Source organism: Natrarchaeobius halalkaliphilus, assembly GCF_003841485.1.
Classification (GTDB): domain Archaea; phylum Halobacteriota; class Halobacteria; order Halobacteriales; family Natrialbaceae; genus Natrarchaeobius; species Natrarchaeobius halalkaliphilus.
On the sequence record NZ_REFY01000003.1, the window covers coordinates 242,332 to 268,723 of the forward strand.

Genomic DNA, 26,392 nt, shown 5'->3' on the forward strand with positions numbered 1-26,392 from the left:
TCTAGAACGGCGGCGAGGTCGGAATACCGGTCTCGAAGTCGTCGATCGGTCGGACACCGATGCCGTGGAAATCAGGTACTTCTTCGGCGTCGATATCGTCTTGGTCGTAGTTCTCGATCGGATCGGGTTCGACGACGTCGACGATCTCTCGCGTTTCGGTGTCGAGGACGGAGAAACCGGGGATCACGCCGGTCGCGGCGTGTGGATCGCCGGACTGTGGCGCAGGACCACGGAGCGTAACGAACATGTACTGTCCGTCGGGCGACGACCACATGATGTCGGGCGAATCGCGCTCGCTCGAGTCCTCGGACTGGTTTTCTCCGTAGGCGTCGATCTCTTCGATGACCTCGTCGGTTTCGGGGTCGAGAACGATACCGTCGTTCGTCTCACGGTTGAGCACCCACAGCTCCTCGCCGTCGGGGGTGAACCAGAAGCCGTGTGCGTCGATACCCTCGGTCGACTCGCCGTCGACGGCGATCTCGTCCGCCTCGGTGTCGTAGACGTAAAAGTCTCCGACGCCCTCTTCGTCCTCCTCGGGGTCGGACGGGAGGCCCGCGGTGAGGTAGAACTTCTCTTCGCTCGGGTGTGGCATCGTGCCACAGTTGGTGGGCAACTCGTCGCCGGAGTAGGCTTGATCCACCGAGAAGTCGTCGTGGTCGACGATGATGAGCGCGCCGTCGTGGTAGCTCGGACCGACGGTGTGCAGCGAGCGGCCGTCGTGGGCGTACTGGTGACAGATCGGTGAACCCGAGTCGATTCCGGCGTCGAGGATCGCCTCGTTTTCGTTGAGGTCGATGTCGTCTTCGATGCTGAACTCCTCGGCCTCGAGGTCGGCATCGACGCGGACGATCTTTCGGTCACCGATGACGTCGACGTGGATGTACTCGTCGTCGGGCGAGAACGCCGCCATGTGCGAACTCGGTCCGGTTTCGATGTTGCCGACGAGTTCGTGATCTTCGGTCCGGAAGACGAGCGTCCGCGCGCCCGCCGTACAGGCGATGGCGGCGTACTCGTAATCCGAGCTGTAGTCGATCATGTGCGGGACGACGCCCTCGTCCGGGACGCCCTCGAGTTCGTTCAGGTCGATCGTGTTCGTGTGGTCGAACTCGTCGTCGCCGTCGCCGGGCTGATAGAGGTGAACGTTGTCCATCCCCTGATCGAGCGCCCAGATTTCGTACTGAAGGGTCGTCTCTTCGTCTTCCTCCTCTTCTTCGTCGTCGTCCTCCGGCTCCTCGTCCGTTCCGTCGTCTTCCGATTCTCCGTCCGTTCCGTCGTCGTCGGACGGATCCGGATCTTCGATCGGTTCTTCTTCTTCCGAGCAGCCGGCGACTGCGATGATGCCGGCTGTCGCGCTGCCCGCGAGAAATCGTCTGCGAGTTGGGTCGAACTCCATACCGACGAATTCCGAACTGCGTGTTCAAAAGTTTGCGGGTTTCAGTCCGTCTCCGTGGCAAATATCGCACTTGAGCAAGTTACCGGCAATACTTGGACGGGGTTTCGTTGAGCCGCGTCGAGAACTACTGTTTTCGGTGAGTACTCGAGAATTTGGACCGATACCGACGAAACAAGTGGCAATACTTTCCCACTCCTACGTCGGGTCGTGGTGCGTCGAGTCGGCTCGAGTCGGGATTCACTCGCCGCGTCGCTCGAGAATCCGGTCGACGATCAGTCGGGTCGAGAACAGCTCGTCGCCGCTCGCCGGTTCGCGAGCACCGGCACGGACGATTTCACAGTCGATTCCGCGCCGCTCGAGTTCGGTGTCGATCCGCGACTCGTCGTGGTGTTGATCGTGACCGAGGGCGATGACGTCGGGACCGATTTCTTCGATCGGAACGAAGATATCCGTTTCGTGGCCCAGAACGGCTTCGTCGACTGATTCGAGTGCGGCGACCACGTCCCGGCGCTGCGTGGCCGGGCAGATCGGCGCTTTCTTGTGATCGACGTTCGTCGAGCGAGCGACGATAACGTACAGCTCGTCACCCATCGCAGCGGCCTCCTCGAGGTAGTGGACGTGGCCGGGGTGGAGGATATCGAACGTACCCTGTGCGATAACTGTGCGCGTCATGTGTCCTCGGTCGTCGGTTCCGTAGTCGTCGTCATCCTCGTAGTTCCTCGTCGATGTCCGCCTGCGTGAAATCGAAGAAGTCCTCGCTCTCGGGAAGGGCGACGTCGATCACGTTCAGGTTCGTCGGTCGTCCCTGTGAATCGAACGCCTTCCAGTCGGTGCGTCCGTACGGCGCGCCGATGATAATGTGGACGCTCCCGCGACCGAACGTCTCCAGGTCCGCATCGCTCGGACGAATAACGCCGTTCGGGTGCGAGTGAACGCTTCCGAGCGCCTTCACGTCGTTCGGAATCTGGCTCGTTCTGACGGTTGCGCTGACGCTGTTGGACTCGGTTCCCGGCACTACCAGAATATCGGTAATAACGAGTCCGTCTCGATCCAGTTCGAGCCGGTGCGCCTCGGTTCCTCGAAGGAAGCCCATGTACTCCGCCGGATGGCTCGCCTCCGAGGACTCGATGGCGAACTCGAGAGTTTCCTCGGCGATACCGAGGATCTCGTTCGAGCGAAACAGCGCGTCGAGCAGCCCCATACCACCCCATCCGAGCCTGCGGTTGCTAAACGTTCCGGAAGCGGTGTCTCGTGATTGAGCACGGCAACCGCATTTGTCCCTCGTGTCGCTCGCCACCGATCACGACGCTCGAGGCTCGTCTCGAGGCCGAGCGGATCACGTCTTGGCAAGGGTTATACGCGACCGTCCCAAATCACCGATCAAGATGACACAGGAGTCTGCCGGGGAACCCGGCGACGGCGACGGGGATTCCGTCGTTTACGATCTCGATGCTGATTGTACCGCAGACGACGTCGAACGCAACCGGCCTTATCTCGCGGAAATCAACGGTATCGTCGACTACGGCGTCTTCGTCGATCTCTCCGAATCGGTCTCCGGCCTCGTCCACGAATCCGTCCTCGAAGGCACGTTCCGCGTCGGTGACGAACTCGTCGTCGAACTCGAGAGCGTCCGTGATAACGGCGATATGGCGTTCGAACCCGTCGACACCGAGGGGTACGAACTCGAGGACGTCTCGCACGATTACTCGTTGACAGGAACGAACCGCCTCGAGGCCAACGTCGGGGAACAGGTTCACCTCGAAGGCGAAGTCGTACAGGTCAAACAGACCGGCGGACCGACGATTTTCCACGTCTCGGACGAATACGGCGTCGTCCCCTGTGCCGCGTTCGAAGAGGCGGGCGTCCGCGCCTACCCGAAAATCGAGGTCGGGGACGTCGTCCGAATCACCGGAACGCCCGAACACCGCGACGAGTCGGTCCAGATCGAGGTCGACGGTATCTCGATCCTCGAGGGCGAGGACGCAGACGACGCACGCGAGCGCATCGAAGCCTCGCTCGACTCCCGCGCCGAACCGCACGACGTCGATCCGTTGATCGACTGGCCCGCCTTCGAAAAGCTCCGTCCCTCCCTTCGAGAGGTCGCGAAGTTGCTTCGACGAACCGTTCTCGAGGGCCGTCCGATCCGGGTTCGACATCACGCCGACGGCGACGGAATGTGTGCCGCCGTTCCGGTCCAGATCGCCCTCGAACGGTTCATCTCGGAGGTCCACGAGGACGAAAACGCGCCGCGGCACCTGATCAAACGGCTGCCCGCGAAGGCACCGTTCTACGAGATGGAAGACGCGACGCGCGACCTCAACTTCGCGCTCGAGGACCGCGAGAAACACGGCCAGCAGCTGCCGCTGCTCTTGATGCTTGACAACGGTTCGACGGCCGAGGACGTTCCGGCGTACGAGACGCTCGCACACTACGACATCCCGATCGCAGTCGTCGACCACCACCATCCCGACCCCGAGGCCGTCGAGGACTTGCTCGACGCGCACGTCAATCCGTACCTCCACGACGAGGACTACCGGATCACGACGGGTATGTGCTGTGTCGAACTCGCGCGGATGATCTACCCCGACCTGACGGACGAACTCCGACACGTCCCAGCCGTCGCCGGTATCGCGGACCGATCGAAAGCCGATGCGATGGGGGACTACCTCGCGCTCGCGGAGGAGGTCGGCTACGACGAAGATCGACTTCGAGACCTGAGCGAGGCGCTCGATTACGCCGCCTTCTGGCTGCGATACAACTCCGGCGATCAGCTCATCCAGGACCTCATCCAGATCGACGGCAACGACGACGAACGCCACCGCGAACTCGTGTCGTTCTTTGCCGACCGCGCTCGAGCGGAGGTCGACGAACAGCTCGACGCCGCGATGGCCCACCTGGAACACGAGGATCTGGACAACGGTGCCCACCTCTACCGGATCGACGTCGAGAACTACGCACACCGGTTTACCTATCCCGCACCCGGAAAGACGACGGGCGAGATCCACGACCGAAAGATCGAAGAGACCGGGGACCCGGTGATTACGGTCGGCTACGGTCCGGATTTCGCCGTTCTTCGCAGTGACGGCGTCCGCCTCGACATTCCACAGATGGTCTCGGAACTCGAAGCGGAAGTTCCCGGCGGCGGCGTCTCCGGCGGCGGACACCTCGTCGTCGGCTCGATCAAGTTCGTCAAGGGCAAACGCGAGGAAGTGATCGACGCGCTCGTCGAGAAGATGGAAGACGCGGAGATCGACGAGGCGCTCTCGAGCGCAGCGCCGATCGACGACTGATACGGTTTGCTGTGACTTTTTACCGGGGCGACCGCGAGCCGTCCTGCGGTCGCTCCGGTAACGACTTACAGTAGACCGTATGAAACGGACCGCCGTCAGTCAGTTTTCATCCAATCTCGACTACCGTCTCAGAACTGATATCGTCGCTCGTCGTCCATCGACGGATACTGATCGGCACCCGTCATCTCGTCGAACGTCATTCCCGTCAAGTACTCGTCGTACGTCACGTCGAATCCGGACCGCAGGTGGAAATCGAGTGTTCCGGTGTCGACGGTCGTCTGAAACAGCATGTGGATCGCCCGGCGCACGAGTTCGTCGGTTTCTGCGGGCTCCAGTGCGGTCTCGAGCAGCGCGAGTTCGTTTCGGGTCTCCCGGTCGAGCGAGACGGCGAGTTCGTCGTCGAATTCGGTGTACGATTCCTGTACTTCGTCGTTGAGATCCTCGAGGCTCACGGCGGAAGGAAGGACAGCCCGCTGGATATGCCTTTCTGGTTCGATCGGCGGTGAGGTGTCCTAGCGATTCGCGTGTTCGAATCGTCGATCGACGGCCGTTCGAACGCGTTCGAGGACGATCGGATCGGTACTCGGCCGGCCAACGCTGACCGCGTCGGCTCCGTACTCGACGTACTCCCGAACGGTTTCGTCGTCTCGAACCCCGTTGTTAGCGATCACGAATAGCTCGGTCGCGTCGACGATCTCGGAGATCACGGCCTCCGAATCCATCGCGTCGACGTGGACGAATCCAGCGCCGGCGCGCTCGAGTTCTCGAGCGAGCGTTGGAAGATCGACTCCGGACACGTCCGCCCGGACTTTTACTCCGACCGTGACGCCGGTTTCCGCGGCGGTCTCGACGTACGTGCAAAGTCGGTCGCCGTCCCGAAGGAGCGACTCGCCACAGCCGACCGCACACAGTTCGTCCTGACGGCAGTGGGCGTTTATCTCGAGAAACGCACCTCGATCCCGACAGACTGTCGCGACGTCGCGGATCGGATCGATCGTCGCGGTCCTGACGTTGAACCCGGTCTGGAGTGGGGCGTCGTCGAGTCGAGCGAGTTCGCGGTCGACGAAGGCGATCGGATCCGACGGGAGGAACTCGTTCCGGTCCCGGTCGCGGAGTGCCCGTGCCCCGGCCCTCGAGTCCTCGTCGAGAGCGATACCGCCGAGGAACGCGGCCCCGACGAAGCTGGCTCCGGCTCGGGCCCAGTCCGCGTCGGACTCGCCGCTCAGACTCGAGAGCGCAAGCGGCGGTGAGAACGTGACGGAGGACATCAGTGCTATCTCACGATCTCGACCGCCTGCTCGATCGCCTGTACGACCCGTACTGCATCGCCGGGCGCGTCGATTCGGATATCGGTCTGAATCGTCGGTCGGTCGAACTCGGCACCGTCCGTCTCGTCGATGACGAAGGCGTCTGCGAACGGGTACGCGTCAGCGAGCCCTTCGGTGCTCGGATCGGCGTTGACCGCTTGCATCAACTCGCCGGCGGGCCCAGAGAAGGCCTCCTCACCCAGAAACGGAGAGACCGCAACCACCGTCGTCCGTGCGAGCGCGTCCGCAAACCCGGGTAACGCGAGCATCGGACCGATGCTCGTCACCGGGTTCGAGGGGCCGATAACGACCGTGTCCTCGAGCGCCTCGAGGACGCCGGGTGCCGGCTCGGCCGTCGACGAGCCGCGGAACTCGACGGTTTCGACCGCGGGCTCTCCCCGGCGAGCGACCCAGTACTCCTGGAAGTGCATCATTCCCTCGTCGGTGTGGATGAGACTGGCGATCGCGTCGTCGCTCATCGGGAGAAGCTCGATCTCGAGGCCGAACGCGCTCGCCAGGCGCTCGGTTGCCTCGCTTAGCGTGTGTCCCTGATCGAGCAGGCTGGTTCTCGTGATGTGGACGGCTCGATCGCGGTCACCGATCGTCATGAACTCCGCGGAGCCCGAAAACCGTCGCCAGCTCGAGAGATCGCGTCCGGCCGTCTGTTTGTCCTCGGGAAGGTACTGCGGACCGTCGGCAAGTCCCGCGGCCGAGGCGATATCAGACAGCGCCGCGTTGGTCCGATGGGTATCGCCATCGATTCCCCACCACGTTTCCCTGTCGAGGACGCCACCCCCCTGAAACAACAGCGTATCGACGTCCGGCGAGACGAACAGTCCGCCGAGTTCGATGTCGTCGCCGGTGTTGGCGACGATCGTGGTCTCCTCCGGTGAAAACACGGCTCCAGCGCCGTCTAACAGCTTCGGCGTGCCGGTGCCCCCGGAGAGGAAGGTTACCATATTCTACAGTTCTCGTCGCAGGGTACTTAACCGCTTGCGCCGCCCGGTCATCGTCCGAACGTCCCCGATCACTCACTCGACGATCCAGTCGGCAAAGCTTCCCTCGAGGAGCGTCTCCCGCTGTCGGCTCACGTACTCGCGTTGCATCGATTCGATCGCACCGCCGAGAGAGGTTCCGTTCTCGAGCGCGGCGCGGACCTGCTCTCGTTTCCAGCGTCCCGGCGTCAAGTGCTGTCGGACGCGCCGCCGAAGCGGGTACAGATACTTCGCCGCGTCCTCCTCGCTCAGACCGCGATTCACCAGCCCGTCCTCCGCGTGAGCAAGCAGGTCTTCGTAGAGCTGGAGGCGATTCGTCGTGACCTTTCCGTCGTTCGTGATCCACGTCATATCCGCCTCGAGACCGTCGCGCATCGCGGCGTAGAAGTTCTCGCGGGCGATCTCCCAGTCGAGATCGTTGACGGGGTGTTCGAGGCGGGTCAGGCTCTCCATCAGCCCGGCAAACGCCGCGAGAAACGACACCGAGTCCCGGACCGTCGGCTGAGCGGGAATCGGGCGGAACTCGATTCGAGCGTTCGCGGCCGACCGCGTCGGACCGCCGAAAACCGGACGGACCCACCGCCAGTACGTGCCGTGTTTGCGACGGAAGTGTGGGAACTCGTCGTCGAAGCGTTGTCCCGACTCGACCGGCATCGGCACCACCGTATCGTCGTTCGCGATCCGATCGACCGCGTCCTCGATCGCCGCCAGATCGCGCGGAAAGCGAACCTTGCCTTCGCCCGTCGCTGGATCGTTCAGGACCGTCTCGAAGACGCTGATCCGGTGTTCCATCCAGCCGTCCTCGAGGACCTCGTCGGCGGTTACGTCCTCGTCGTAGAGATCCGGCGGGAAGAACGGGGAGTTCACGCCGAGAGCGAGAAGCGGACCTGCCGCGCGGAGGGCGTAGTTGAAATACAACGGCAAGTCGAGCGCGTGGGGGACCTGGTAGTGCGGTTGGATGGACGTGATGAGGCTCTCGGGCATGACCGTGTCGGCCTCGAGCGAGACGTGTGGCGCGCGAATACACATCCCGGCGGCCTCGGCACGGTTCGTGTTGGCCATCGCGTGATACCGAGCGGAGGCGCTCATGTTCGTCGCGACGCGGATCGAGCGATCGGAGCCGGCCTCGCCGGGAACCGTTCGCTCGACGCTGTCGGTGAGATACGTCCCGCTATCTTCGCCCTCGGGCGGAATCGTCCAGAGGGCGTCGCTGACCGGACGCATCCGCTCGGACTTGGTCACGTCGAGCGCCGTTCGGAGGCGCGCCTTGACTTCCGACTCCTGGGCGGCGAGACCGTCCGCGTTCAGCGGCTGGGGACTCGTCGTCATCTCCGCGTTGTGCAACCCGAGTTCCTTCTCGAACCCGATGAGTTCGAGCAGTCGGCGGGGAACCCTGCGGAGCTCACAGCCGTCGTCTTTGATCGCGTAGAACTCGTACTCGAGGCCGATGATCGCCTGTGGATTGTCGAATACGCCGTTCTCGATACCCTCTTTGATCACCGCGGCATCGTCTTCGGCTCGCGCTCGAAAGTCGTCGGCGTCGACCGACAGCACGTCAGCAACTCGGGCGGCGAGTTCCTCCTCTGGCATATCTCCGAGTGTGAGGCGGACCGCCTTTAAAACCGTCCCTTACTGGATGGGAACGGACTGTGGGCGACTCCCAGTGCACCTTCGGCCGAACGCTTATGTTTCAGGTGGTTGCTCTTATCGACATGGATGCGATCCGCTCCCCGCCGATCGAAACGCTGGCGATCGCCTGCAAGCGCTACGGGCCGGGTCGAATGCCCGGGGCCGGCCGGCGCGATATCGGGGCCGGCTACGCTGGGAGCGCCGCTGCGCTCGCCATCGCCATCGGGTTCGCACTCTCGATGGCCGTTCTCCCCACACTCGGTCTGTCGTCCGATTTTGCTCATCCGTTCTGGGGGCTTGCCGCGCTCGTTTCCCTTCCGATCGTTGTCCCGGTCGCATTCGTCGCGAGCGTCTTCGTCTGGCGCGCGCTCCCGAGCGATGTGCCGTACTTCGGCGTCGTGGCTGGATTTCTCGCGACCGTGGTGACGTATCTCGCCTCGCTCGCGATCGTTTTTCTGATCCGATTGCTCTGGTTCTGGTGGACTGGAGCCGAAAGCGTTCTAGTCGATGTCGGTGGTTTCGTCGCGTTGATCGGGCTCTTTGCGACAGTTCTCACCGTCTGGCTGACGATCCCGGTCGGCTGTGTCAGCGGTGCCATCTACGAATACGCTCGCCGGATTTCGTCGGCGTGATGGACACAGCCGTCGCACCCCCTCGAGGGGTCTCAGAACCGTTTTATCGCTTCCCGCGATAGACTTCCCCGATGGAGTTCGCCACCTTCGCTGACCGCGCCGGGACGATCGAAGCCGAACCGGCGGATCTCGAGATCGTCGCGCACGTCGAGACGCTGCTCGAGGAGGCGGGCGACGACGATCTCGAGATCGTGGCTCGGTTCGTTCAGGGACGAGTCTTTCCCGCCTGGAACTCGACGACGCTGGATATCGGGCCCAGTACCTGTTACGAGGCGATCGCTCGCGCTGGCGGAACGAACGTTAGCGCCGACGACGTGGAGGATCGGCTGGCCGAGCTCGGAGAGATCGGGGCCGTAGCCGCGAGCTACGATTTCGGCGGCCAGCAGGGTCTAGACGCGTTCACCGGCGGTGGGGCGGGCGACGGGGACCTCACCGTTCGCGAGGTTCACGGGACGCTCACCGATCTCGCGGCCGCCGAGGGATCAGGCAGTCACGACCGGAAAGTCGATCTCCTGTTCGGCCTGTTCAACCGGTGTTCGAGCGACGAGGCGCGCTATCTCGCTCGACTCGTGCTCTCGGAGATGCGAATCGGCGTCGGTGAAGGCTCGGTCAGGGACGCCATCGCTGACGCGTTCTCCGTGCCCGAAGATCGGGTCGAGCGTGCCCTGCAGGTGTCGAACGACTACGGACGCGTCGCACGGATCGCCCGCGACGAGGGACTCGACGGTCTCGACGCGATCGATCTCGAGGTGGGTCGGCCCGTCCAGGCGATGCTCGCACAGGCGGGAACCGTCACCGACGCGCTCGAGGAGTGGGACGAAGCGGCCGTCGAGTGGAAATACGATGGGGCCAGAATCCAACTCCACCACCAGCCGGCAGCCACCGCGGACGGCACCGATCCGGGGTCAGGAGAAACCAGGGTCTTTTCGCGGAACATGGAGGCGGTCACCGATGCGCTGCCGGAAGTCGTCGAGTACGCCGAGGCGACGCTGTCGGAGTCGGTGATCTTAGACGGCGAGGTCGTCGCGGTCGACGAGGAGGGCGAACCGCTCCCGTTCCAGGACGTTCTCACGCGATTTCGCCGGAAGCACGACGTCGAAAAGGCCCGCGAGGACGTCTCCGTTCGACCGGTGTTTTTCGACTGTCTCCACGCGGACGGTGAGGATCTGCTCGAGAAACCCCTGACCGATCGTCACGATCGGCTCGAGTCCGTCCTGACAGCCGGTTCGGACGCATCAGATCCGGCCGACGTCGAGGGGCTGTCGTTGCTGTGGCTCACCGACGACGCCGACGAGATCGAGTCGATCGACGCCGAAGCGCTCGCGGCCGGCCACGAGGGGATCATGCTCAAAGCGCCCGACTCGAGGTACTCGCCCGGACGCCGCGGCAAGCACTGGCGAAAGCACAAACCCGAGGTCGAGACGCTCGACTGCGTCGTCACCGGAGCCGAGTGGGGCGAGGGGCGACGCGCGACCGTTCTCGGAACGTTCGAACTCTCCGTTCGCGACGGCGACGACCTGGAGACCGTCGGCAAGGTCGCAACCGGGATCACCGACGAGAAACTGACCGAGCTGACAGAGCTGCTCGAGCCCCACATCGTCACCGAAGACGGTCAGACGGTCGATCTCGAGCCGGCGGTCGTCTTCGAGGTCGGCTACGAGGAGATCCAGACCTCACCGACGTACTCCTCGGGCTACGCGCTTCGATTCCCGCGGTTCGTCGGCGTTCGCCACGACAAAGGTTTCGACGACGCGGAGACGCTCGAGCGCGTAGAATCGCTTCGGTCGTGAACCGGCTCGGATGGCTACCGCCGTGATCCGGCTCGGGCGACCATCGTTCCGAACCGAGTCGATCGTTCAGTCGGCCCAAATCGAACGACAGAGGCCGCCTTCGCAACCGGACAAAGGACTCTTTTACCTTGACGAATCCATTTATGTTTCCTGACCCTACAGTGGGATATGAATCGGTTCACGCGACGCGATGTCCTCCTCACGACTGGATCGTTCGGTGCGATCACCGTCAGTGGCTGTCTGAACGATCCGAGTACCGGTGATGGGAACGGAGGTAGCGGCGGAAACGGCGACGGCAACGGTAGCGGGAACGACAACAGTGTCGATAACGGTGACGCCTCCTTCGACACCTTTCAGCTCGGCCCGTCGCTCTCACGGCCGCTGTGGGCCGAACGTGCGGACGATCCTCCCGGATTCGTCACCGTCATCGAAACTGAGCGCGACGAGCCGTGGATGGTCGACGATCCCGACGAGATAGACGGTCTCGAGGAGTGGTACGGAGAGACGGATTTCGACGAGTCGGTGATCGTCTTCGTCGGAACGGTCGGCCCGAACACGTGCTACAGCGAGGTCGACGTCGACGACGTGACGATCTCGACGGTCACGCTCGAGGGCGAGGATTCTCGTCCTGCGATAACTGCGGCGGCCCGTCCCGTGGACACGAGCGACGAGGACGAGGCCTGCGGCGAAGCGGTCACCTACCCGAGCGCATTCGTGCGCGTTACCGGGGACGACCTCCCCTCCGAGGCGCTGTTTACGGTCACGAACGGCTGGGACGAAACCGACGACGTCGACAGCGCGGGCGGGCTGATCGATCCGGCGGAGCTACCGGGATTCGTTCGGCCGCCGCACGATCCCGAAACCGTTCCCGAGGCCCTTTCGTGCGACGAAGACGAGTTCGAGCGACACTGGTCGCCCGACGACGAGATCTCCTGGGGCGAAACGACCGACGACGACGGGAGTCCGAAGCTCTCTCTGCGCGCCGAGAACGCGGAGTACAGCGGCGACGACGCGGCCGAGGCCCTCGAGTTCGGACGCGGAGACGAGATCAGAATCCGGATGCGAAACGTCTCCGATCGGCCGGTAATGACCGGCAACCGGAACAAGTACAATCTCGAGGTCTCGACCGAGGACGGCTGGGCGGACGTCCGCGGTACGACCGACGATGACCCGATCGACTACACCGATGAGGGGGTCGTCCACTCACCGGGCGATGGCTTCGAGTGGACGATCGAACTCACGGAGGCCGGTATCCTCTCGGCCAGCGCCCACGAGGATCGCTTCGAGATCTGCCCGGACCTTCCAGACGGCCGGTACCGATTCGTCTTCAGGGGGACGTCAGGGGACGCCACGCTCGCCGTCGCGTTCGACTACGGCGGAGCGTGATCTCCCCACGTCGCGACAGGTAAGCACCCTTAAGAGCCGCGGGAAACTGGATCTTCGTATGCAACCGCGCGACCTGTCCGATCACGTCGCCTACGAGGCGGGTCGGGGTATCGAAGAAGTCGCCCGTGAGCTCGGGCGCGATCCCACGGAGTTCGTCAAACTTGCCTCGAACGAGAACCCCCACGGTCCCTCGCCGGCCGCCGCCGTCGCCATCCGCGAGACGGCATCGAGCGTGAGTTCGTATCCCAAATCCGCACACGCCGATCTCGTCCGCGCGATCGCTGATCGGTTTGGCGTCGACGACCAGCAGATCTGGCTGGCGAACGGCGGCGACGGTGCCATCGACTACCTCCACCGGGCCACCCTCGAGCCAGGAGACGCTGTTCTCACCCCGACGCCGGGATTCGCTTACTACGGAATGAGCGCCAGGTTTCACCACGGCGACGACCGAGCCTACTCCCTCGAGCGAGCGGACGACTTCGAGCAGACGGCGGCCGGGGTGCTCGAGTCCTTCGACGGCGAGCGAATCGTTTGGGTGACGAGTCCGCACAATCCGACGGGGACCACCATGGCGCTGGCGGAGATCGAACGGCTTGCCGAGGAAACGCCCGCGGAGACGCTCGTCGTCGTCGACGAAGCGTACGGCGAGTTCGCGGACCGCGACAGCGCCGTTGCGCTGATCGAGGGACGGGCGGGATACGACGCTCGGGACGACGTCGCCGTCTTGCGAACCTTCTCGAAGGCGTACGGACTAGCCGGCCTTCGACTCGGCTACGCGATCGTTCCGGAGGAGTGGGCCGAGGCGTATACGCGCGTGAACACTCCGTTCGCGGCGAGCGAACTCGCCTGCCGGGCCGGTCTGGCCGCGATCGACGACGACGAGCACGTCGAGCGAACCGTCGAGACGGCGCGGAACTCCCGCGACGCGATGTGCGATCGGCTCGACGCCCACGTCTGGCCGAGCGAGGGGAACTTCGTCCTCGTCGACGTCGGGAACGCGACGGCCGTCTCAGAAGCGCTCCGAGAACGCGGCGTCATCGTCAGGAATTGCTCGAGTTTCGGCCTTCCCGACTGTCTCCGGATCACTTGCGGAACCGAGGAAGAAACCGAGCTGGCGATCGAAACGACAAACGATGTCCTCGCTGATCGAGCCGCCGGGACGGGAACGCGACTGGGGGTCACCGACGAATGAGGATCGCCGTCACCGGAACGCCCGGAACCGGGAAGACGACCGCGACCGATCTGCTCGAGTCGCGGTTGGATATCGTCCACCTCAACGAGATCCTCGAGTCGGAGGAACTCTACACCGAGGTCGACGCCGAGCGTGAGAGCAAGGTCGCTGATCTCAATGGGCTTTCCGACTGGCTCGACGGCCGCGACGACGCGATGATCGAGTCACACCTCGCACACCGCTTCGAGGTCGACCGAGTCGTCGTGCTCCGGTGTGAACCCGAATCGCTCGAGGATCGACTACTCGAGCGTGGCGAATCCCGCGCGAAAGCGAGAGAGAACGCGGAGAGCGAGGCACTCGACGTGATCCTCGCGGAGGCCGTCGAAGAACACGGCCTGGAGTCGGTGTACGAGGTCGACACGACCGATCTCGAGCCGGAGACGGTCGCGGACGAACTCGAAGCCGTCGTCGCGGGTGACCGAGAGCCAGGTGCAGGTGAGGTGGAGTTCGTGGGGTATCTCCAGTGACGCTCGATCAGCTTCGTCCGTACGTCTCTCGGTTTCTCGATCCGTTCGTCGAGGGTTTCGATCGGATCGGAATGACTCCCGACGGCGTCAGCGTGCTCGCGTTCGGGATGGCGATTTTAGCCGCCGTCGCGTTCGTTCTCGGCGGGCGCGCGGACCCGATCTGGTACGTCGGTGCTGCGGCGTTAGTCTTTCTCAACGGCTGGCTCGACGTAATCGACGGCGCGCTCGCGCGCGAACAGGACGTCGCTTCCGCCGGTGGCGACCTCCTCGATCACGTCCTCGACCGCTATGCGGACATCGTCATCATCGGTGGTCTGGCCGCGGGAGTCGAGAGTTACTTCCTCGGATTCCTCGCCGTTACCGGCGTCGTCATGACGTCGTATCTGGGAACCCAGGCACAGGCTGTCGGTCTCGAGCGCGTCTACGGCGGACTCGTTGGCAGAGCGGATCGACTGGCAATCATCGGCTTCGTCGGATTTCTCGCCTATCCGATCGAGGGAACCTACGGCGGTCTCACGCTCGTCGGCTGGCTGCTGGTCTTTCTCGCCGTCGTCGGTCATCTGACTGCCCTACAGCGGTTTTTCTACTCCTGGACGGCCCTCGAGTGACGGATTCGTGACGGGTGTCTCGCCGCATCCTTTATCACTCGCCACGATATAGGTGCGGACATGGTTCAGTGCGAGATGTGTGGCGCCGAGACGTCGTCTCCGAAGACTATCAAGGTCGAGGGTGCGAAACTCGACGTGTGTTCGAACTGCACCGACTTCGGCACTGAAGTCAAACAGCCCACCAGTTCGACCGCGTCGACGAAGTACTCGACGGGATCGAGCTCCGGGGAGAGTTCGGGCACGTCGAACAGTCAGTCCGCTTCCTCCTCGAGTTCGGGCGGCTCGAGTTCTCGCCGGAAAGATATGTTCGACGACATGGACGAACTCGTCACGGACTACGACGATCGCGTCCGAAACGCTCGTGAAAAAAAGGGAATCAGCCAGTCGGATCTCGCGAACGAACTCAACGAGAAGGCGAGTCTGATTCGTAAGATCGAGCGCGGCGATACGCTTCCGAGCGATCGCGTACAGTCGAAGATAGAGCGGTTCCTCGAAATCGATCTCAGTGCGGAGGGGGGTTCAGCCGACGATGCGGAGTGGTCGGGCGGATCGTCCTCGGGGAGTTACACGCTCGGTGACGTCGTCAAGCGAAAGGATTGACGACCGTCGAGCGTCTCGAAACCGTCGTCGGTGACTCGCAAGCTATTTCTTCGATGCGAATCCGATCTCTGGTATGTTCATCCTCGTCAATCTGAAGACGTACCCGTGTGATCCGGTCGCAGTCGCTGAAGCCGTTCGCGACGTCGACGAATCCACCGACGCCCGCATCGGCGTTGCGCCGCAGGCGACTCACCTCGAGCGCGTCGCTGAGACGGGAGCCGAGACGTGGGCCCAGCACGTCGATCCGATCGAGTACGGCAGCAACACCGGACACACGCTCGCGGAATCCGTCGCCGATGCCGGCGCGGTCGGCACGCTGATCAATCACTCGGAGCATCGACTCAAACTGGCAGATATCGACGGTGCAGTTCGGGCAGCATCGCGAACGGATCTCGAGACCGTCGTCTGTGCGAACAACCCCGCCCAGGTCGGTGCCGCAGCCGCGCTCGGTCCGGATGCGGTCGCCGTCGAGCCACCGGAGCTCATCGGGACCGGAACGCCGGTCAGTCAGGCCGATCCCGAAGTCGTCGAAGGAGCGGTCGGGGCCGCTGCGAGCGTCGATATCGACGTCTCAGTTCTCTGCGGTGCGGGAATCAGCACAGGCGACGACGTCGTCTCCGCCCGCGACCTCGGCTCCGAAGGCGTTCTCCTCGCAAGCGGCGTGGCCAAGGCGGACGATCCACGGACCGCACTCGAGGATCTCGTCGACCCCCTCTGAAGTCACCGATCCGGGCGACCGGCCGTCGGGAGATACGACTTTTTGTCTCGCGACCGAAGACGTTAGTATGAGCGACCTCGCCGCCGCGGGCGTGACACTCGAGAACCGACTCATGAGCCACGGTATCTACGTAATCGACTTCGAACGGGACGAACGAACGGTCTCGATCGAGTACGAAGTCGTCGCCAGCGCGCCGGCGGTGACGACGGACGAAGTCGGCGCCGTCGTTCGAACGCTACTGACCGTCGCAGACGAGCGCGAGTGGGCACCGGGTCGACTCGAGGCGACCTCCCGAACGACGGACGGCGACGTTCGAGGTCACTGGCACGTCGAGAAGGAGTGGTTCGATCGACTGTCCAGCGATCTCACCGAACTCGAATTTTCGAACCTCGTTCTCGGAACGATCACGGACGATCCGATTGAAGAGTAGTTAGATTAATGCGCATTGGCGAGAGTATTTTCTGCGATCGACATCATGACCGGAGAACAGGTGTACGTTTCGCACGCACCCGGCGACCTCGAGTTCGTTCAGGAGCTGCTTTCGACGGTTCGAAACTTCCCGTTCGGTATTCACATCGCACTCGAAGAGGTCGAGTCCAACAGTATGCGTGCCCGTCTCGAAGGACGACTCGTCGAGAGCGACGTCGTCGTCGCCGTTCTGACCGAGCAAGCGTCGCGTTCGCGGTGGGTCAATCAAGAACTCGGGTACGCTCGCTCGCAGGAAGTTTCGATCCTTCCGGTCTTCGACGACGAACGGTACCGGGGTGGATTCATCTCCGATCTCGAGGGTGTACAGATCGACCGCGAGCGTCCCGCAAAGACGATTTTCGAACTCCTCTCGAGGCTTCGGTGCGAACTCGAACCGCTCGGTCCGCTGTCCGTGCCGAACTGGTTCATCCAATTTCCGTGTCCGAGTTCTCACTGCCCAGAACGCGTCACCCTCGACATCGAACGATCTCAGTCGAAACTCTGGAACCGACACCGCCGCGGCCACGTCCTCACGGCGTCGTGTGACCACTGCCGTGCGACCTATTCGTTCGATCCGGCAACGATCGGCTTCGTTCGGCGCGACGAACGCGGTCAGTAACCGTCCCGGCGGAGACGCTCGTAGGCGTCCGTAACGAGTTCGAACGCCGACAGGCTTCCAGTCGGCCGATCGGGGTGTGCGCGTTTGACCTGTCCGCGGTACGCAGTTTGAATCTCGTCCGGACTTGCTCCCTTCTCGACGCCGAGAACGTCTCGAGCTTTCGTCTTTCGCATGGCGACGCTGGCGATGATCCCGTCGGCTTTGGCCCGCTCTTTACACGACGGACAGAACCGCTCGGTTCGTCCGTCCACGGTCGTTATCCTGAACGGTTCGACCTCGATCAGTTCGGTACACTGCGTACACCGGTACGACTGCTCGTCCCCGAGTTCGTCGGTCGGTTCTTCGACGATCTCCCCTTGGCCGCGGTCGTCGGTTCGACCGTCGTCCCCAGATCGGTTGGCGTCATCTTCGGCCGTCGCTGTTGCGTTTCCGTCCGACGACGTCTTCGCACACGACCGACAGCAGGAGACGACCGTCCCGTCGGCCAGTGGAATCTCCTCGAGTTCGCTCTCGAGAAAGACGCTCTCACAGCCGTCACAGCTATTCCGCCGCTGATCGAGCGTCGAAACGCTCTCTGCAGCTCTTCGTGCGTGTGGTTCACAGTGTGGACAGCAGGCGACCGCGTCACCGTTGGGCATCGTCACCGTCGACAACTTCTCGAGTGGGACCGTCCGGCCACAGCCGTCACAGCCGGCTCGGTTCTTTTCGGTGACGGTCATCAGTGTTGATATTTATCGTCGTCATATAGTAGTTATGGTGTCGTCGGTCTACAGGCTCCGACGGATGCGGCGGTGGCGTACTGAGACACATCCGGCGTTGGAGTACGCTACGTTGCCGGAGTACGTTGGTGTCACGTGAGGTGTCCGACGCGGTACTGGTTTTTTGCCCGAGTCAGCGTCCGAATCGGCCGATCAGTTCCGGATGCGTACGATCTCCTCTTCGAAGACCTTCCGGTTCGGGATGATGTACTCCTCGGAGTCGTCTTCGATTTTCGTGACGAACAGGTCGACTTCCTGGACGATTCCGGCCTGGTTGCCGATACGAATCCGGTCACCGATACCGTACGGTTGATTGAGCAACAGGTAGATACCCGCCGCACTCGAGACCAGAAAGTCCTTGAACGTGATCGTGCCGACGATGACGATTCCCGCCGCGTACACCACGAGCAGAATCAACAGCGGGTAGACGAAGACGCCGATCTGTCCGAGTGCGATCACGAAGGCCACGTACAGGACGGAGTATTTGACCAGCTTCGGGATCACCGAGACCTCCGGAAGCTTCACACCGCGGAGGTACTCGCTAACTACAAGCTCCGATTTGTCCGCGACGATAAATCCGAGAATCAGGACCAGAACGGCGATAAACGCCCGGGGAATAAACTCGACGATCCGAAACGCGAACGCATCGGTGTCCAGCAACTGGGCGATGTAGATGGCTGTCAACACCGCAATGCCGTAGATAAACCACGAACTCAGGCGCGCGACGATGTCCACCGTCGAGGTGCCGATCGACTGTGCGGTCCGCTCGAACGGCGTTCCCTCGACGGCCTCTGGAACTCCGGACGCCGTCAGTAACTCCCTGTTGAGTCGCCCCACGAGATAGCCCACGACGAGACCGAGCGCGAGTACTGCGGCCGCGATGACCGCAGGCTCGTCGATGAGCGTCTGCCAGTCCATATCAGTACGCCTCCGGATCGACCTCGAGAATAAGTTCACCCGCTTTGAACGCCCGGACGAGTCCGTCGCTCTCCGAGAGAACGATCGCGATCGCGTTCGTGTCCCGCGTGATCGCACCGCCGGCCATGTGGCGTGCACCGAGCCCCTTCGGAATATCGACGCCCTCCGCGGAGGGCTCGAGATACCGGTAGGCCGAGACGATCTTCCCCGCATCGGAGATGACGAACGCCCCGTCGAGTCGAGAGAACTCCTTTAGCATGACGTTGACGATCGGATCACCGACGTGGACGTGGGACTTTTCGAAGGGGTTGTACGACAGTGGTCGGGATTTGTTCATCACCTTTCCGGCGTCGCCGACGATGAACAACGCACCGACGGGTTTGCCTTTTTGCCCTTTCTGTCCCAGTTCAATCGCCAACTCGAGGACGGCTTTGATCACCTGTGGCTCGGCGCGGGATTTCGAGAACAGGTCGTAGATCCCCGTCCGGGAGCTGGAGTTAGCCCGGACACGAGAGATCGTGTCGATTTCGTCACCGAAGACGCTGGTCGCACAGACGATTTCGTCGCCGTCCTCGACGATGTCCTGCTCGAGTGCGCCCTCGAGACCGAACCGGATGCGCTCGGAGACGTCGTCGAACTCGAGGGGCAATTCGACGAACACCTCGGCTCCGACCTCGTTTTCCGTCCCGACGACGATCGCATCGATATCCTCGGTCTCGGCAAACTGCTCGTAGTACGAGCCACTGGGCCCAAAGAGCATGATCGCATCGACACTCGAGAAGAGTTCCCCGAACACGTCGTCTAACCCGGCCATTGCTCATACAAGCCGCGCCCGCGCGAATAAGCGTTTTGGGACGTCTGACGCGCGTCTGTCGCTTTTCTCACACATCTCAGTGGTTCAATTATCCGACACAGCCACGGACGGTCGGGGTTCCACCGGTAAATCGTTACAGCAATCCGTATGAAACGTGGTGCTTATCCGCCGGTCGTCCCTAGCGGCGTCGATGACAGACGGGGACGTTGCGGCCTTTACACACCTCGGACCCACGGTTCGAGATGCACTCTCCGAACGTGGGTTCTCGACGCCGACCGCCCCCCAACGCCTCGCAATCCCGCCGCTTTCGGCCGGCCAGCACACGCTCGTGATCGCTCCGACCGGAAGTGGGAAGACCGAAACGGCAATGTTACCCGTTTTCGACGACCTCGTCTCCGATGGTCCGCCAGCGGGGTTCGGTGCGCTCTACGTCACTCCCTTGCGAGCGCTCAATCGGGACATGCGCGAACGCCTTGAGTGGTGGGGTGACGCGCTCGATCTCGACGTCGCGGTACGCCACGGCGATACGACCCAGTATCAGCGGGGAAAACAAGCGGAGGATCCGCCGGAGATCCTGATCACCACGCCGGAGACGCTCCAGGCGATGTTGACGGGTGAACGCCTTCGGGAAGGACTGACGGACGTCTCCCACGTCGTGATCGACGAGGTCCACGAACTTGCGGCATCGAAACGCGGCGCACAGCTATCGGTCGGCCTCGAGCGTCTCGCGGATCTGGCCGACGGCTTTCAGCGCATTGGCCTTTCTGCGACCGTCGGTGAGCCGACGTCGGTCGGGCAGTTTCTGACCGGCGGAAGACCCTGCGAGGTTCGCCAGATCGACGTCGGAAGCAACGTCGACGTGACGGTTCACGAACCCGAGATCACCGCGGAGGACGAAAAACTCGCAGGGACGTTGCTGACCGAAGCCGATACAGCGAGCCACGTCAGGCTGATCCGAGAGCTCGTCGACGACCACGAGTCGACGCTGATCTTCGTCAACACGCGACAGACTGCGGAGGCGCTTGGATCGCGATTCACCGAACTCGGGGCCCCGATCGGGGTCCACCACGGATCGCTCTCGAAGGAGGCGCGGATCGACGTCGAGGACCGGTTCAAGGCGGGCGAACTCGACGGGTTACTCTGTACGTCCTCGATGGAACTCGGGATCGACGTCGGTCGGGTAGACCACGTCGTCCAGTACAAGAGTCCACGACAGGTCACGCGGTTACTCCAGCGGATCGGCCGCGCGGGCCACCGCCGAGACGAGGTCTCGAGCGGAACCATCGTCACGACCCGGCCCGACGACACGTTCGAGGCCATCGCAATCGCACGACGGGCCTGTTCCGGCGAGGTCGAACCAGCGGCGATCCACGAGGGAAGCCTCGACGTGGTCGCCAACCAGATTCCGGGAATCGTCCAGAGCCGCGGCTCGACGCCCGTTCGAGAAGCGTACGACACCGTGAGCCGTGCCTATCCGTTTCGCGATCTCCCCGAGGCGACGTTTCGGGAGGTTCTCTCGGAGCTTCACCGCAATCGGGTCGTCTGGTTCGACGAGGGCGACGACCGAATCGAGACGTCGGGGAGTACCTGGCAGTACGTCTATGCGAATCTCTCGATGATTCCCGACGAGGAGACCTACGAGGTCCACGACATCGCCTCGGGTACGCAGATCGGGACACTGGACGAGCGGTTCGTCGTCAACTTCGCCCGCCCTGGAGAGGTGTTCATCCAGCGCGGCGAGATGTGGCGGATCGCTGAGATCGACGACGACGAGGCCGTCGTCAAGGTCAGCCCGATAGAGGACCCCGCAGGCGAGGTTCCGTCGTGGATCGGCCAGGAGATTCCGGTCCCGTACGAGATCGCTCGCGAGGTCGGTGAGATTCGAACCGCCGCGGAACCACAGTTCGGTATCGGAGCTGACGCCGCCTCGGTCGGCCGAGAACTCTCCGGCCGATATCCGGCCGACGAGCGCACGCTCGCGAACGCCTGTGAGCAACTCGAACGCCACGTCGATGCCGAGGCGGCGATGCCGACGGCCGATCGCATCGTCTGCGAACGGCACGGACGAAGCGTCGCGTTGAACGCCTGTTTCGGCCACGCGGCGAACGAGACGCTGGGACGGCTTCTTTCCTCGCTGCTCGGCCAGCAGGCCGGCTCGTCGGTCGGCCTCGAGACGGATCCCTACCGAATCGAACTCGAGGTACCGAGTTCGATCGGGACGAGCGACGTGCTCGCCGTCCTCGAGGACACTGATCCCGGACACGTCGAGGCGATCATCGAACTCGGACTCAAGCGCTCGGATGCTCTCGCGTTCAGACTCGCACAGGTCTCTGCGAAGTTCGGCGCGCTAAAGCGCTGGCAAGGCTCCGGTCGAATGTCGAACGAACGGCTGCTCGCCGCACTCGAGGGGACGCCGATGTACGAGGAAGCGATCCGCGAAGTGTTTCACGAGGATCTGGCCGTCGACCGCGCCCGAACGATCATAGAGCGAATCCAGTCCGACGATCTCGAGGTGGTGAGCCAGCGGGGCAGAACGCCGATCGGTACGGATGGTCGATCGTCGGGAACGGAGCTGTTAGCTCCCGAGAATGCTGATGCGAGCGTCATCAAGACGGTCCGCGAGCGCATTCAAAACGACCGAATACTCCTGGCCTGCACCCACTGTCGAGAGTGGAAGGCAAAGACGACGGTCAAGCGAGTCCAGGACCAACCCGAGTGTGGCAACTGCGGTTCGACCCGGATCGCGGCGTTGAACCCGTGGGCCGACGAGGTCGTACAGGCAGTTCAGGCCGAAGAGAAAGACGACGAGCAGGAACGGGTAACCGAACGTGCCTATCGGAGCGCGAGTCTCGTCCAGGGACACGGTAAACGGGCCGTGATCGCGATGGCAGCCCGCGGAGTCGGCCCACATAACGCGGCCCAGATCATCAACAAACTCCGTGAAAGCGAAGACGAGTTCTATCGCGACATCCTTTCGAAAGAGCGCGAGTACGCACGAACTCAGTCGTTCTGGGACTAGTTCTACCGGAACCGGCTGACACCAGTCCCTGCGATCTCACTGTCAGGATTGCGGCTACCAGAACCACGCCGACTACAACGCTTCCAAGAACATCGGTTTGCAGTATCTCCGGCGTCGGCAAAACGCAGACGACGGAGGCGCACCCGTAGACGTGCGCTTGAATCGCGGGACGCTGAACGTGAGTGGAGAGTACGACCTTCTCGCCTCGTCCGAGGCGTAGAACTGGAGTCCACGCGAAAGCCCTCCCTTCAACGAGCGAGCGGGGCCATTGCCCCCGAACGAAGTAGGGGAGGGTAGTTTACTCGTAACGCTGCGTATCGTCACCTCATCCCAGTTTGCCACACAGTATCTGCAACAAGAGTTATTAGACGATCCCGTGTCAGCATCGAGTATCTATGTCACCGTACACTCTCCTTCTCGTCGAGGACAGCGAATTCATCACGCAACACGTCAGTCAGACGCTCGAGTCGAAACACGGATTCGAAATCGAGACGGTTCCGACGGCCACGGGGACTCGCGATGCCCTCGAGGACGGCTCGTTCGACTGCGTGATCTCGAGTTACGAACTGCCGGACGAGACGGGGATCGATCTCGCCGCGTCGATCAACGGGCGGACCGGATCGCCGGCGGTTCCGTTTATTCTCTTTACGGGGAATCCGCTCGAGTCGCTGGCCGAAGAGGCGCTCACGTCCGGCGTGTCCGCGTTCGTCAGCAAGAGCAGCCACGCGACGGGCGATATGAACGTCTTCGCCAATCGGATTCGACTCACGATACAGGCACACGAGTGAGCCTCGTTCAGGACCGACCGAAAGCGCATCCGTAACGGCCATAGGATTCACGCGCGTCGGTACGGACATGAAATTCGCGCCGGATGCCTGGAAGTACGCCATCGTTCCCCTGCTCGCCGCGCCGTTCGCGTTCATCTTCAGCACCACGCTCAGTATCCTTGCGCTCGCAACCGGTATCGGGACACTCGCGTTCTTTCGCGATCCGGACCGAACGCCGCCGCTCACCGGCGTCGTCACGCCGGCCGACGGAACGGTCTCCGTGCTTCGCCAGGAGGGCGATCGGGTTCGTCTCGGCGTGTTCATGAACGTCTGGCACGTCCACGTCGTTCGCGCTCCCGTCGACGCGACAGTCTCCGCCGTCGAACACGTCCCCGGCGCGAACCGACCAGCCTTTTCCAAAGAGTCCGATCGAAACGAACGAGTGCGTATCCGACTCGAGACGACGGACGGTCGATTCGAAGGAGAGACTCCACTCGACGCCGAGATCACGCTTATCGCGGGCGCGTTCGCCCGTCGAATCCACCCCTACGTCGAACCGGGTGACGAACTCGAGCGAGGCGATCGAATCGGGCACATCGCGTTCGGCAGCCGCGTCGACGTCCTCTTTCCACCGTCGGTCGATCGAGAGGAGATCACCGTCTCTGTCGGTGACTCGATGACGGCCGGCGAAACGGTCGTCCTCGAGTCGAACGGACCGACGCTCGAGTAGTCCGTCTCACGCGCCGTCGGTCCCTCGATCTGCCGCCTCGAGATGGCGGCGTTCGACGACGACCTCGCTCGCTTTCGCGTTCGCTTCGGTGGGGTCGTACTCGGTCGCGACCTCCCGGATCGCCTTCATCGAGGCGTCCCTGACGAGCGCCTCGAGATCGGCACCGGTGTATCCCTCGAGGTCGGCTGCAACCGCCGAGAGATCGACGTCGGCGGCGATCGGTTTTCCGCGGGTGTGTACGTCGAGAATCTTCTCTCGAGCCTCCCGATCGGGTTCGGGGACGAGAACGTGAGTGTCGAGACGGCCGGGGCGGAGCAACGCGGGGTCGATGTGGTCTTTCCGATTCGTCGCCGCGAGAACCACGAGATTGGGGTTCTCGCGCATTCCATCGAGTTCGGTCAGGAGCTGTGAGACGACGCGTTCGGTGACCTCGTGACCCTCGCCTCGAGCCGACGTGATGGCGTCTATCTCGTCGAAAAAGACGATCGACGGGGCGGCCTGGCGGGCGCGTTCGAACACCTCTCGGATCGCCTTCTCGCTCTCACCGACGTAACGATCGATGATCTCCGGCCCGTCGACGCGAACGAAATTGACGTCGGTCTCTCCGGCGAGCGCTCGAGCGAGCAGGGTCTTTCCGGTTCCGGGTGGGCCATAGAGCAACACGCCCGAGGGCGGCTGGGTGTTCGTCTCCTCGAAGAGCCGATCGTAGGTCAGCGGCCACTCGACCGATTCGCGAAGGATCCGTTTTGCGTCCTCGAGACCGCCGACGTCGTCGAAGTCGGTGTTCGGTGATTCAGCGACGTACTCCCGCATCGCGGAGGGTTCGACGGATGCGAGCGCCTCGTCGAAGTGGCGCTTGTGGACGGTCGGATCCTGGTTCCACGCCGTTCGCTCGTCCGCGTCCGTCGGTCGGTCGCGGACCGCCGCCATCGCGGCCTCGCTCGCAACGGTGTCGAGGTCGGCACCGACGAACCCGTGGGTCCGACGGGCGATCGTCTCGACGTTCACGTCGTCGGCGAGGGGCATTCCGCGGGTGTGTACCTCGAGGATTTCGGTGCGACCCTGTTCGTCCGGCACGCCGATCTGAATCTCGCGGTCGAAGCGTCCACCGCGTCTGAGCGCGGGATCGATCGAATCGACCCGGTTGGTCGCCCCGATGACGATCACCTCTCCGCGGCCGTCGAGACCGTCCATCAGCGTCAGGAGCTGGCCTACGATCCGGTTTTCGGCGTCGCCGTCGTCGTCGCGAGCTCCCGCGATCGAGTCGATTTCGTCGAAGAAGACGATCGTCGGCGCGTTCTCGCGGGCGGTCTCGAACGTCTGTCGGAGCTGTTCTTCCGACTCCCCTTTGTACTTGGACATGATCTCCGGCCCGGAGATCGTCTCGAAGTATGCGTCGACCTCGTTCGCGACTGCGCGTGCGATCAGCGTCTTTCCGGTTCCCGGCGGACCGTACAACAGCACGCCCGAGGGCGGCTTCACACCCAGGCGCTGGAACAGCTCCGGTTCCGAAAGCGGTAGTTCGATCATTTCCCGGACGAGTTCGAGTTCCTCGTCCAGCCCGCCGATGTCCTCGTAGGTGACACCCGAGCTCGGACCCGGTTCGTATTCGCCCTCGTCGTCCGACCGATCACCGACCTCGGCCGACCCGCTATTCGATGTTTCCCCATCGGTGTGACTCGATGAGACCGCGTCCTCTGTCGGACCGCGGTTCGTGTCGACGATTCGTATCGTGGTGGTACTGGTGATTCGGACGTCACCCGCGGGACTCGTATCGACGACCCGAAACGGTTCCTGGCCGATTCCCTCGATCCGAATCTGCTCGCCGGCTCGAACCGGACGGTTACGCAACTTCTTGGTCGCTTCTCGGGTTGCAACCTGCTGGTGGGCGTTCGAAAGCGACGGCGGCGGCGTCAACGTCACCCTGTCCGCTTCGCGGATCGTCGACGTGTCTTTCGTTCGGACGACGACGGTATCACCGACGTGGACACCGGCGTTCGCACGGGTATCGCCGTCGATCTGGATGACGTTTTCGGGAACCGAAGAGTCGGCGGGCCACATCTTCGCGACCGTCGACGATCCCCCTTCGATGACGACGGAGTCACCGCTGAGGACGCCCAGTTGACGACGCGCCATCTCGGGAATTCTGGCGACGCCACGTCCAGCATCGCGTTTTTCTGCGGCACGAACCGACAGCGAAACGCCTTCAGTATCCGACCCGCTCATACCCCTTCTTTTCGGTCCGTCGTCTTG

The 26,392-nt window shown here is 63.0% G+C and carries 25 protein-coding genes and 1 pseudogene; 15 read left to right on the plus strand and 11 right to left on the minus strand.

All coding sequences use genetic code 11. From position 1 onward, the window contains the following. Window position 1 precedes the first annotated feature (1 nt). The 3 genes from EA462_RS08135 to EA462_RS08145 all read right to left on the minus strand — a co-directional run bounded on the left by EA462_RS08135 (window position 2) and on the right by EA462_RS08145 (window position 2,594). Window positions 2-1,393: a YncE family protein gene (locus EA462_RS08135; protein WP_124178072.1), complete on the minus strand. Its 1,392-nt coding sequence runs from the start codon at window positions 1,391-1,393 to the stop codon at window positions 2-4. 237 nt (window positions 1,394-1,630) lie between these two features. Beyond that, window positions 1,631-2,065 (minus strand): adenylyltransferase/cytidyltransferase family protein, encoded by a 435-nt coding sequence (locus EA462_RS08140; RefSeq protein ID WP_124178073.1) that lies wholly within the window; start codon window positions 2,063-2,065, stop codon window positions 1,631-1,633. Between the two features lie 31 nt (window positions 2,066-2,096). After that, window positions 2,097-2,594, minus strand: a complete 498-nt coding sequence (locus EA462_RS08145) for a Mov34/MPN/PAD-1 family protein (RefSeq protein ID WP_124178074.1) — start codon at window positions 2,592-2,594, stop codon at window positions 2,097-2,099. Between the two features lie 184 nt (window positions 2,595-2,778). Between EA462_RS08145 and EA462_RS08150 the strand changes: the two genes are divergently transcribed. Further along, window positions 2,779-4,683, plus strand: a complete 1,905-nt coding sequence (locus EA462_RS08150) for a DHH family phosphoesterase (protein ID WP_124178075.1) — start codon at window positions 2,779-2,781, stop codon at window positions 4,681-4,683. Between the two features lie 128 nt (window positions 4,684-4,811). Here EA462_RS08150 and EA462_RS08155 read toward each other — a convergent pair whose 3' ends face one another. From EA462_RS08155 to EA462_RS08170, 4 genes are all read right to left on the minus strand, one after another. Then, complete coding sequence (locus tag EA462_RS08155; protein ID WP_124178076.1) at window positions 4,812-5,135, minus strand: hypothetical protein; 324 nt, start codon at window positions 5,133-5,135, stop codon at window positions 4,812-4,814. 60 nt (window positions 5,136-5,195) lie between these two features. Further along, window positions 5,196-5,951: a tRNA-dihydrouridine synthase gene (locus EA462_RS08160; protein ID WP_124178077.1), complete on the minus strand. Its 756-nt coding sequence runs from the start codon at window positions 5,949-5,951 to the stop codon at window positions 5,196-5,198. A gap of 5 nt (window positions 5,952-5,956) precedes the next feature. Then, on the minus strand, window positions 5,957-6,949 hold the full coding sequence (gene cofD, locus EA462_RS08165) for a 2-phospho-L-lactate transferase (protein WP_124178078.1): 993 nt from the start codon (window positions 6,947-6,949) through the stop codon (window positions 5,957-5,959). A 72-nt stretch (window positions 6,950-7,021) separates the two neighbouring features. Continuing rightward, window positions 7,022-8,575: a hypothetical protein gene (locus EA462_RS08170; RefSeq protein WP_124178079.1), complete on the minus strand. Its 1,554-nt coding sequence runs from the start codon at window positions 8,573-8,575 to the stop codon at window positions 7,022-7,024. A gap of 122 nt (window positions 8,576-8,697) precedes the next feature. Between EA462_RS08170 and EA462_RS08175 the strand changes: the two genes are divergently transcribed. From EA462_RS08175 to EA462_RS08220, 10 genes are all read left to right on the plus strand, one after another. Further along, a complete protein-coding gene (locus EA462_RS08175; protein ID WP_124178080.1) occupies window positions 8,698-9,246 on the plus strand; it encodes a hypothetical protein in 549 nt (182 codons plus the stop codon). Window positions 9,247-9,317: 71 nt separating this feature from the next. Further along, the gene (gene ligA / locus EA462_RS08180; protein WP_124178081.1) at window positions 9,318-11,036 is read left to right on the plus strand and encodes an ATP-dependent DNA ligase LigA; all 1,719 of its coding nucleotides are present in this window, start codon (window positions 9,318-9,320) and stop codon (window positions 11,034-11,036) included. A 168-nt stretch (window positions 11,037-11,204) separates the two neighbouring features. Next, window positions 11,205-12,422, plus strand: coding sequence for a hypothetical protein (locus EA462_RS08185; protein WP_124178082.1), 1,218 nt, complete (start codon window positions 11,205-11,207; stop codon window positions 12,420-12,422). A 58-nt stretch (window positions 12,423-12,480) separates the two neighbouring features. After that, entirely contained in the window at window positions 12,481-13,614 is a 1,134-nt protein-coding gene (gene hisC / locus EA462_RS08190) for a histidinol-phosphate transaminase (RefSeq protein WP_124178083.1), read from the plus strand. After that, window positions 13,611-14,120 carry an adenylate kinase family protein gene (locus EA462_RS08195; RefSeq protein ID WP_124178084.1) on the plus strand — a complete coding sequence of 170 codons (510 nt, stop codon included), beginning with the start codon at window positions 13,611-13,613 and terminating at the stop codon, window positions 14,118-14,120. Before hisC ends, EA462_RS08195 begins: the two co-directional genes overlap by 4 nt. Continuing rightward, window positions 14,117-14,728 carry a CDP-alcohol phosphatidyltransferase family protein gene (locus EA462_RS08200; protein WP_124178085.1) on the plus strand — a complete coding sequence of 204 codons (612 nt, stop codon included), beginning with the start codon at window positions 14,117-14,119 and terminating at the stop codon, window positions 14,726-14,728. Before EA462_RS08195 ends, EA462_RS08200 begins: the two co-directional genes overlap by 4 nt. Before the next feature lie 48 nt (window positions 14,729-14,776). Next, entirely contained in the window at window positions 14,777-15,328 is a 552-nt protein-coding gene (locus EA462_RS08205; protein WP_449289206.1) for a multiprotein bridging factor aMBF1, read from the plus strand. Between the two features lie 73 nt (window positions 15,329-15,401). Next, the gene (tpiA, locus tag EA462_RS08210; protein WP_124178087.1) at window positions 15,402-16,046 is read left to right on the plus strand and encodes a triose-phosphate isomerase; all 645 of its coding nucleotides are present in this window, start codon (window positions 15,402-15,404) and stop codon (window positions 16,044-16,046) included. A 67-nt stretch (window positions 16,047-16,113) separates the two neighbouring features. Further along, window positions 16,114-16,476, plus strand: a complete 363-nt coding sequence (locus EA462_RS08215; protein WP_124178088.1) for a hypothetical protein — start codon at window positions 16,114-16,116, stop codon at window positions 16,474-16,476. 45 nt (window positions 16,477-16,521) lie between these two features. Further along, window positions 16,522-17,133 (plus strand): toll/interleukin-1 receptor domain-containing protein, encoded by a 612-nt coding sequence (locus EA462_RS08220; RefSeq protein WP_124178089.1) that lies wholly within the window; start codon window positions 16,522-16,524, stop codon window positions 17,131-17,133. Here the strand turns inward: EA462_RS08220 and EA462_RS08225 are convergent. The 3 genes from EA462_RS08225 to dacZ form a co-directional block, all read right to left on the minus strand. Beyond that, a complete protein-coding gene (locus EA462_RS08225) occupies window positions 17,127-17,852 on the minus strand; it encodes a J domain-containing protein (protein ID WP_124178090.1) in 726 nt (241 codons plus the stop codon). The genes EA462_RS08220 and EA462_RS08225 overlap by 7 nt on opposite strands. Before the next feature lie 192 nt (window positions 17,853-18,044). Next, the gene (locus tag EA462_RS08230) at window positions 18,045-18,809 is read right to left on the minus strand and encodes a mechanosensitive ion channel domain-containing protein (protein WP_124178091.1); all 765 of its coding nucleotides are present in this window, start codon (window positions 18,807-18,809) and stop codon (window positions 18,045-18,047) included. A 1-nt stretch (window position 18,810) separates the two neighbouring features. After that, window positions 18,811-19,623: a diadenylate cyclase DacZ gene (gene dacZ / locus EA462_RS08235; RefSeq protein WP_124178092.1), complete on the minus strand. Its 813-nt coding sequence runs from the start codon at window positions 19,621-19,623 to the stop codon at window positions 18,811-18,813. A 190-nt stretch (window positions 19,624-19,813) separates the two neighbouring features. On the opposite strand from dacZ, the gene EA462_RS08240 reads away from it, so the two are divergent. From EA462_RS08240 to EA462_RS08255, 4 genes and pseudogenes are all read left to right on the plus strand, one after another. After that, the gene (locus EA462_RS08240) at window positions 19,814-22,642 is read left to right on the plus strand and encodes a DEAD/DEAH box helicase (RefSeq protein WP_124178093.1); all 2,829 of its coding nucleotides are present in this window, start codon (window positions 19,814-19,816) and stop codon (window positions 22,640-22,642) included. 40 nt (window positions 22,643-22,682) lie between these two features. Continuing rightward, window positions 22,683-22,862, plus strand: a pseudogene (locus EA462_RS17800) (RNA-guided endonuclease TnpB family protein); the annotation flags it as partial. Between the two features lie 175 nt (window positions 22,863-23,037). Then, the gene (locus EA462_RS08250; RefSeq protein ID WP_124178094.1) at window positions 23,038-23,430 is read left to right on the plus strand and encodes a response regulator; all 393 of its coding nucleotides are present in this window, start codon (window positions 23,038-23,040) and stop codon (window positions 23,428-23,430) included. Window positions 23,431-23,497: 67 nt separating this feature from the next. Then, entirely contained in the window at window positions 23,498-24,139 is a 642-nt protein-coding gene (locus tag EA462_RS08255; protein WP_124178095.1) for a protein sorting system archaetidylserine decarboxylase, read from the plus strand. A 6-nt stretch (window positions 24,140-24,145) separates the two neighbouring features. Here the strand turns inward: EA462_RS08255 and EA462_RS08260 are convergent, their stop codons facing one another. Continuing rightward, window positions 24,146-26,365 carry an AAA family ATPase gene (locus EA462_RS08260; RefSeq protein ID WP_124178096.1) on the minus strand — a complete coding sequence of 740 codons (2,220 nt, stop codon included), beginning with the start codon at window positions 26,363-26,365 and terminating at the stop codon, window positions 24,146-24,148. Window positions 26,366-26,392 lie beyond the last annotated feature (27 nt).

Bases quoted from the DNA above. Each gene is read 5' to 3' on its own strand.
- EA462_RS08135 (WP_124178072.1), bottom strand. From the start codon at position 1,393: ATGGAGTTCGACCCAACTCGCAGACGATTTCTCGCGGGCAGCGCGACA.
- EA462_RS08140 (WP_124178073.1), bottom strand. From the start codon at position 2,065: ATGACGCGCACAGTTATCGCACAGGGTACGTTCGATATCCTCCACCCC.
- EA462_RS08145 (WP_124178074.1), bottom strand. From the start codon at position 2,594: ATGGGGCTGCTCGACGCGCTGTTTCGCTCGAACGAGATCCTCGGTATC.
- EA462_RS08150 (WP_124178075.1), top strand. From the start codon at position 2,779: ATGACACAGGAGTCTGCCGGGGAACCCGGCGACGGCGACGGGGATTCC.
- EA462_RS08160 (WP_124178077.1), bottom strand. From the start codon at position 5,951: ATGTCCTCCGTCACGTTCTCACCGCCGCTTGCGCTCTCGAGTCTGAGC.
- cofD (WP_124178078.1), bottom strand. From the start codon at position 6,949: ATGGTAACCTTCCTCTCCGGGGGCACCGGCACGCCGAAGCTGTTAGAC.
- EA462_RS08170 (WP_124178079.1), bottom strand. From the start codon at position 8,575: ATGCCAGAGGAGGAACTCGCCGCCCGAGTTGCTGACGTGCTGTCGGTC.
- EA462_RS08175 (WP_124178080.1), top strand. From the start codon at position 8,698: ATGGATGCGATCCGCTCCCCGCCGATCGAAACGCTGGCGATCGCCTGC.
- ligA (WP_124178081.1), top strand. From the start codon at position 9,318: ATGGAGTTCGCCACCTTCGCTGACCGCGCCGGGACGATCGAAGCCGAA.
- EA462_RS08185 (WP_124178082.1), top strand. From the start codon at position 11,205: ATGAATCGGTTCACGCGACGCGATGTCCTCCTCACGACTGGATCGTTC.
- hisC (WP_124178083.1), top strand. From the start codon at position 12,481: ATGCAACCGCGCGACCTGTCCGATCACGTCGCCTACGAGGCGGGTCGG.
- EA462_RS08195 (WP_124178084.1), top strand. From the start codon at position 13,611: ATGAGGATCGCCGTCACCGGAACGCCCGGAACCGGGAAGACGACCGCG.
- tpiA (WP_124178087.1), top strand. From the start codon at position 15,402: ATGTTCATCCTCGTCAATCTGAAGACGTACCCGTGTGATCCGGTCGCA.
- EA462_RS08215 (WP_124178088.1), top strand. From the start codon at position 16,114: ATGAGCGACCTCGCCGCCGCGGGCGTGACACTCGAGAACCGACTCATG.
- EA462_RS08220 (WP_124178089.1), top strand. From the start codon at position 16,522: ATGACCGGAGAACAGGTGTACGTTTCGCACGCACCCGGCGACCTCGAG.
- EA462_RS08225 (WP_124178090.1), bottom strand. From the start codon at position 17,852: ATGACCGTCACCGAAAAGAACCGAGCCGGCTGTGACGGCTGTGGCCGG.
- EA462_RS08230 (WP_124178091.1), bottom strand. From the start codon at position 18,809: ATGGACTGGCAGACGCTCATCGACGAGCCTGCGGTCATCGCGGCCGCA.
- dacZ (WP_124178092.1), bottom strand. From the start codon at position 19,623: ATGGCCGGGTTAGACGACGTGTTCGGGGAACTCTTCTCGAGTGTCGAT.
- EA462_RS08240 (WP_124178093.1), top strand. From the start codon at position 19,814: ATGACAGACGGGGACGTTGCGGCCTTTACACACCTCGGACCCACGGTT.
- EA462_RS08250 (WP_124178094.1), top strand. From the start codon at position 23,038: ATGTCACCGTACACTCTCCTTCTCGTCGAGGACAGCGAATTCATCACG.
- EA462_RS08255 (WP_124178095.1), top strand. From the start codon at position 23,498: ATGAAATTCGCGCCGGATGCCTGGAAGTACGCCATCGTTCCCCTGCTC.
- EA462_RS08260 (WP_124178096.1), bottom strand. From the start codon at position 26,365: ATGAGCGGGTCGGATACTGAAGGCGTTTCGCTGTCGGTTCGTGCCGCA.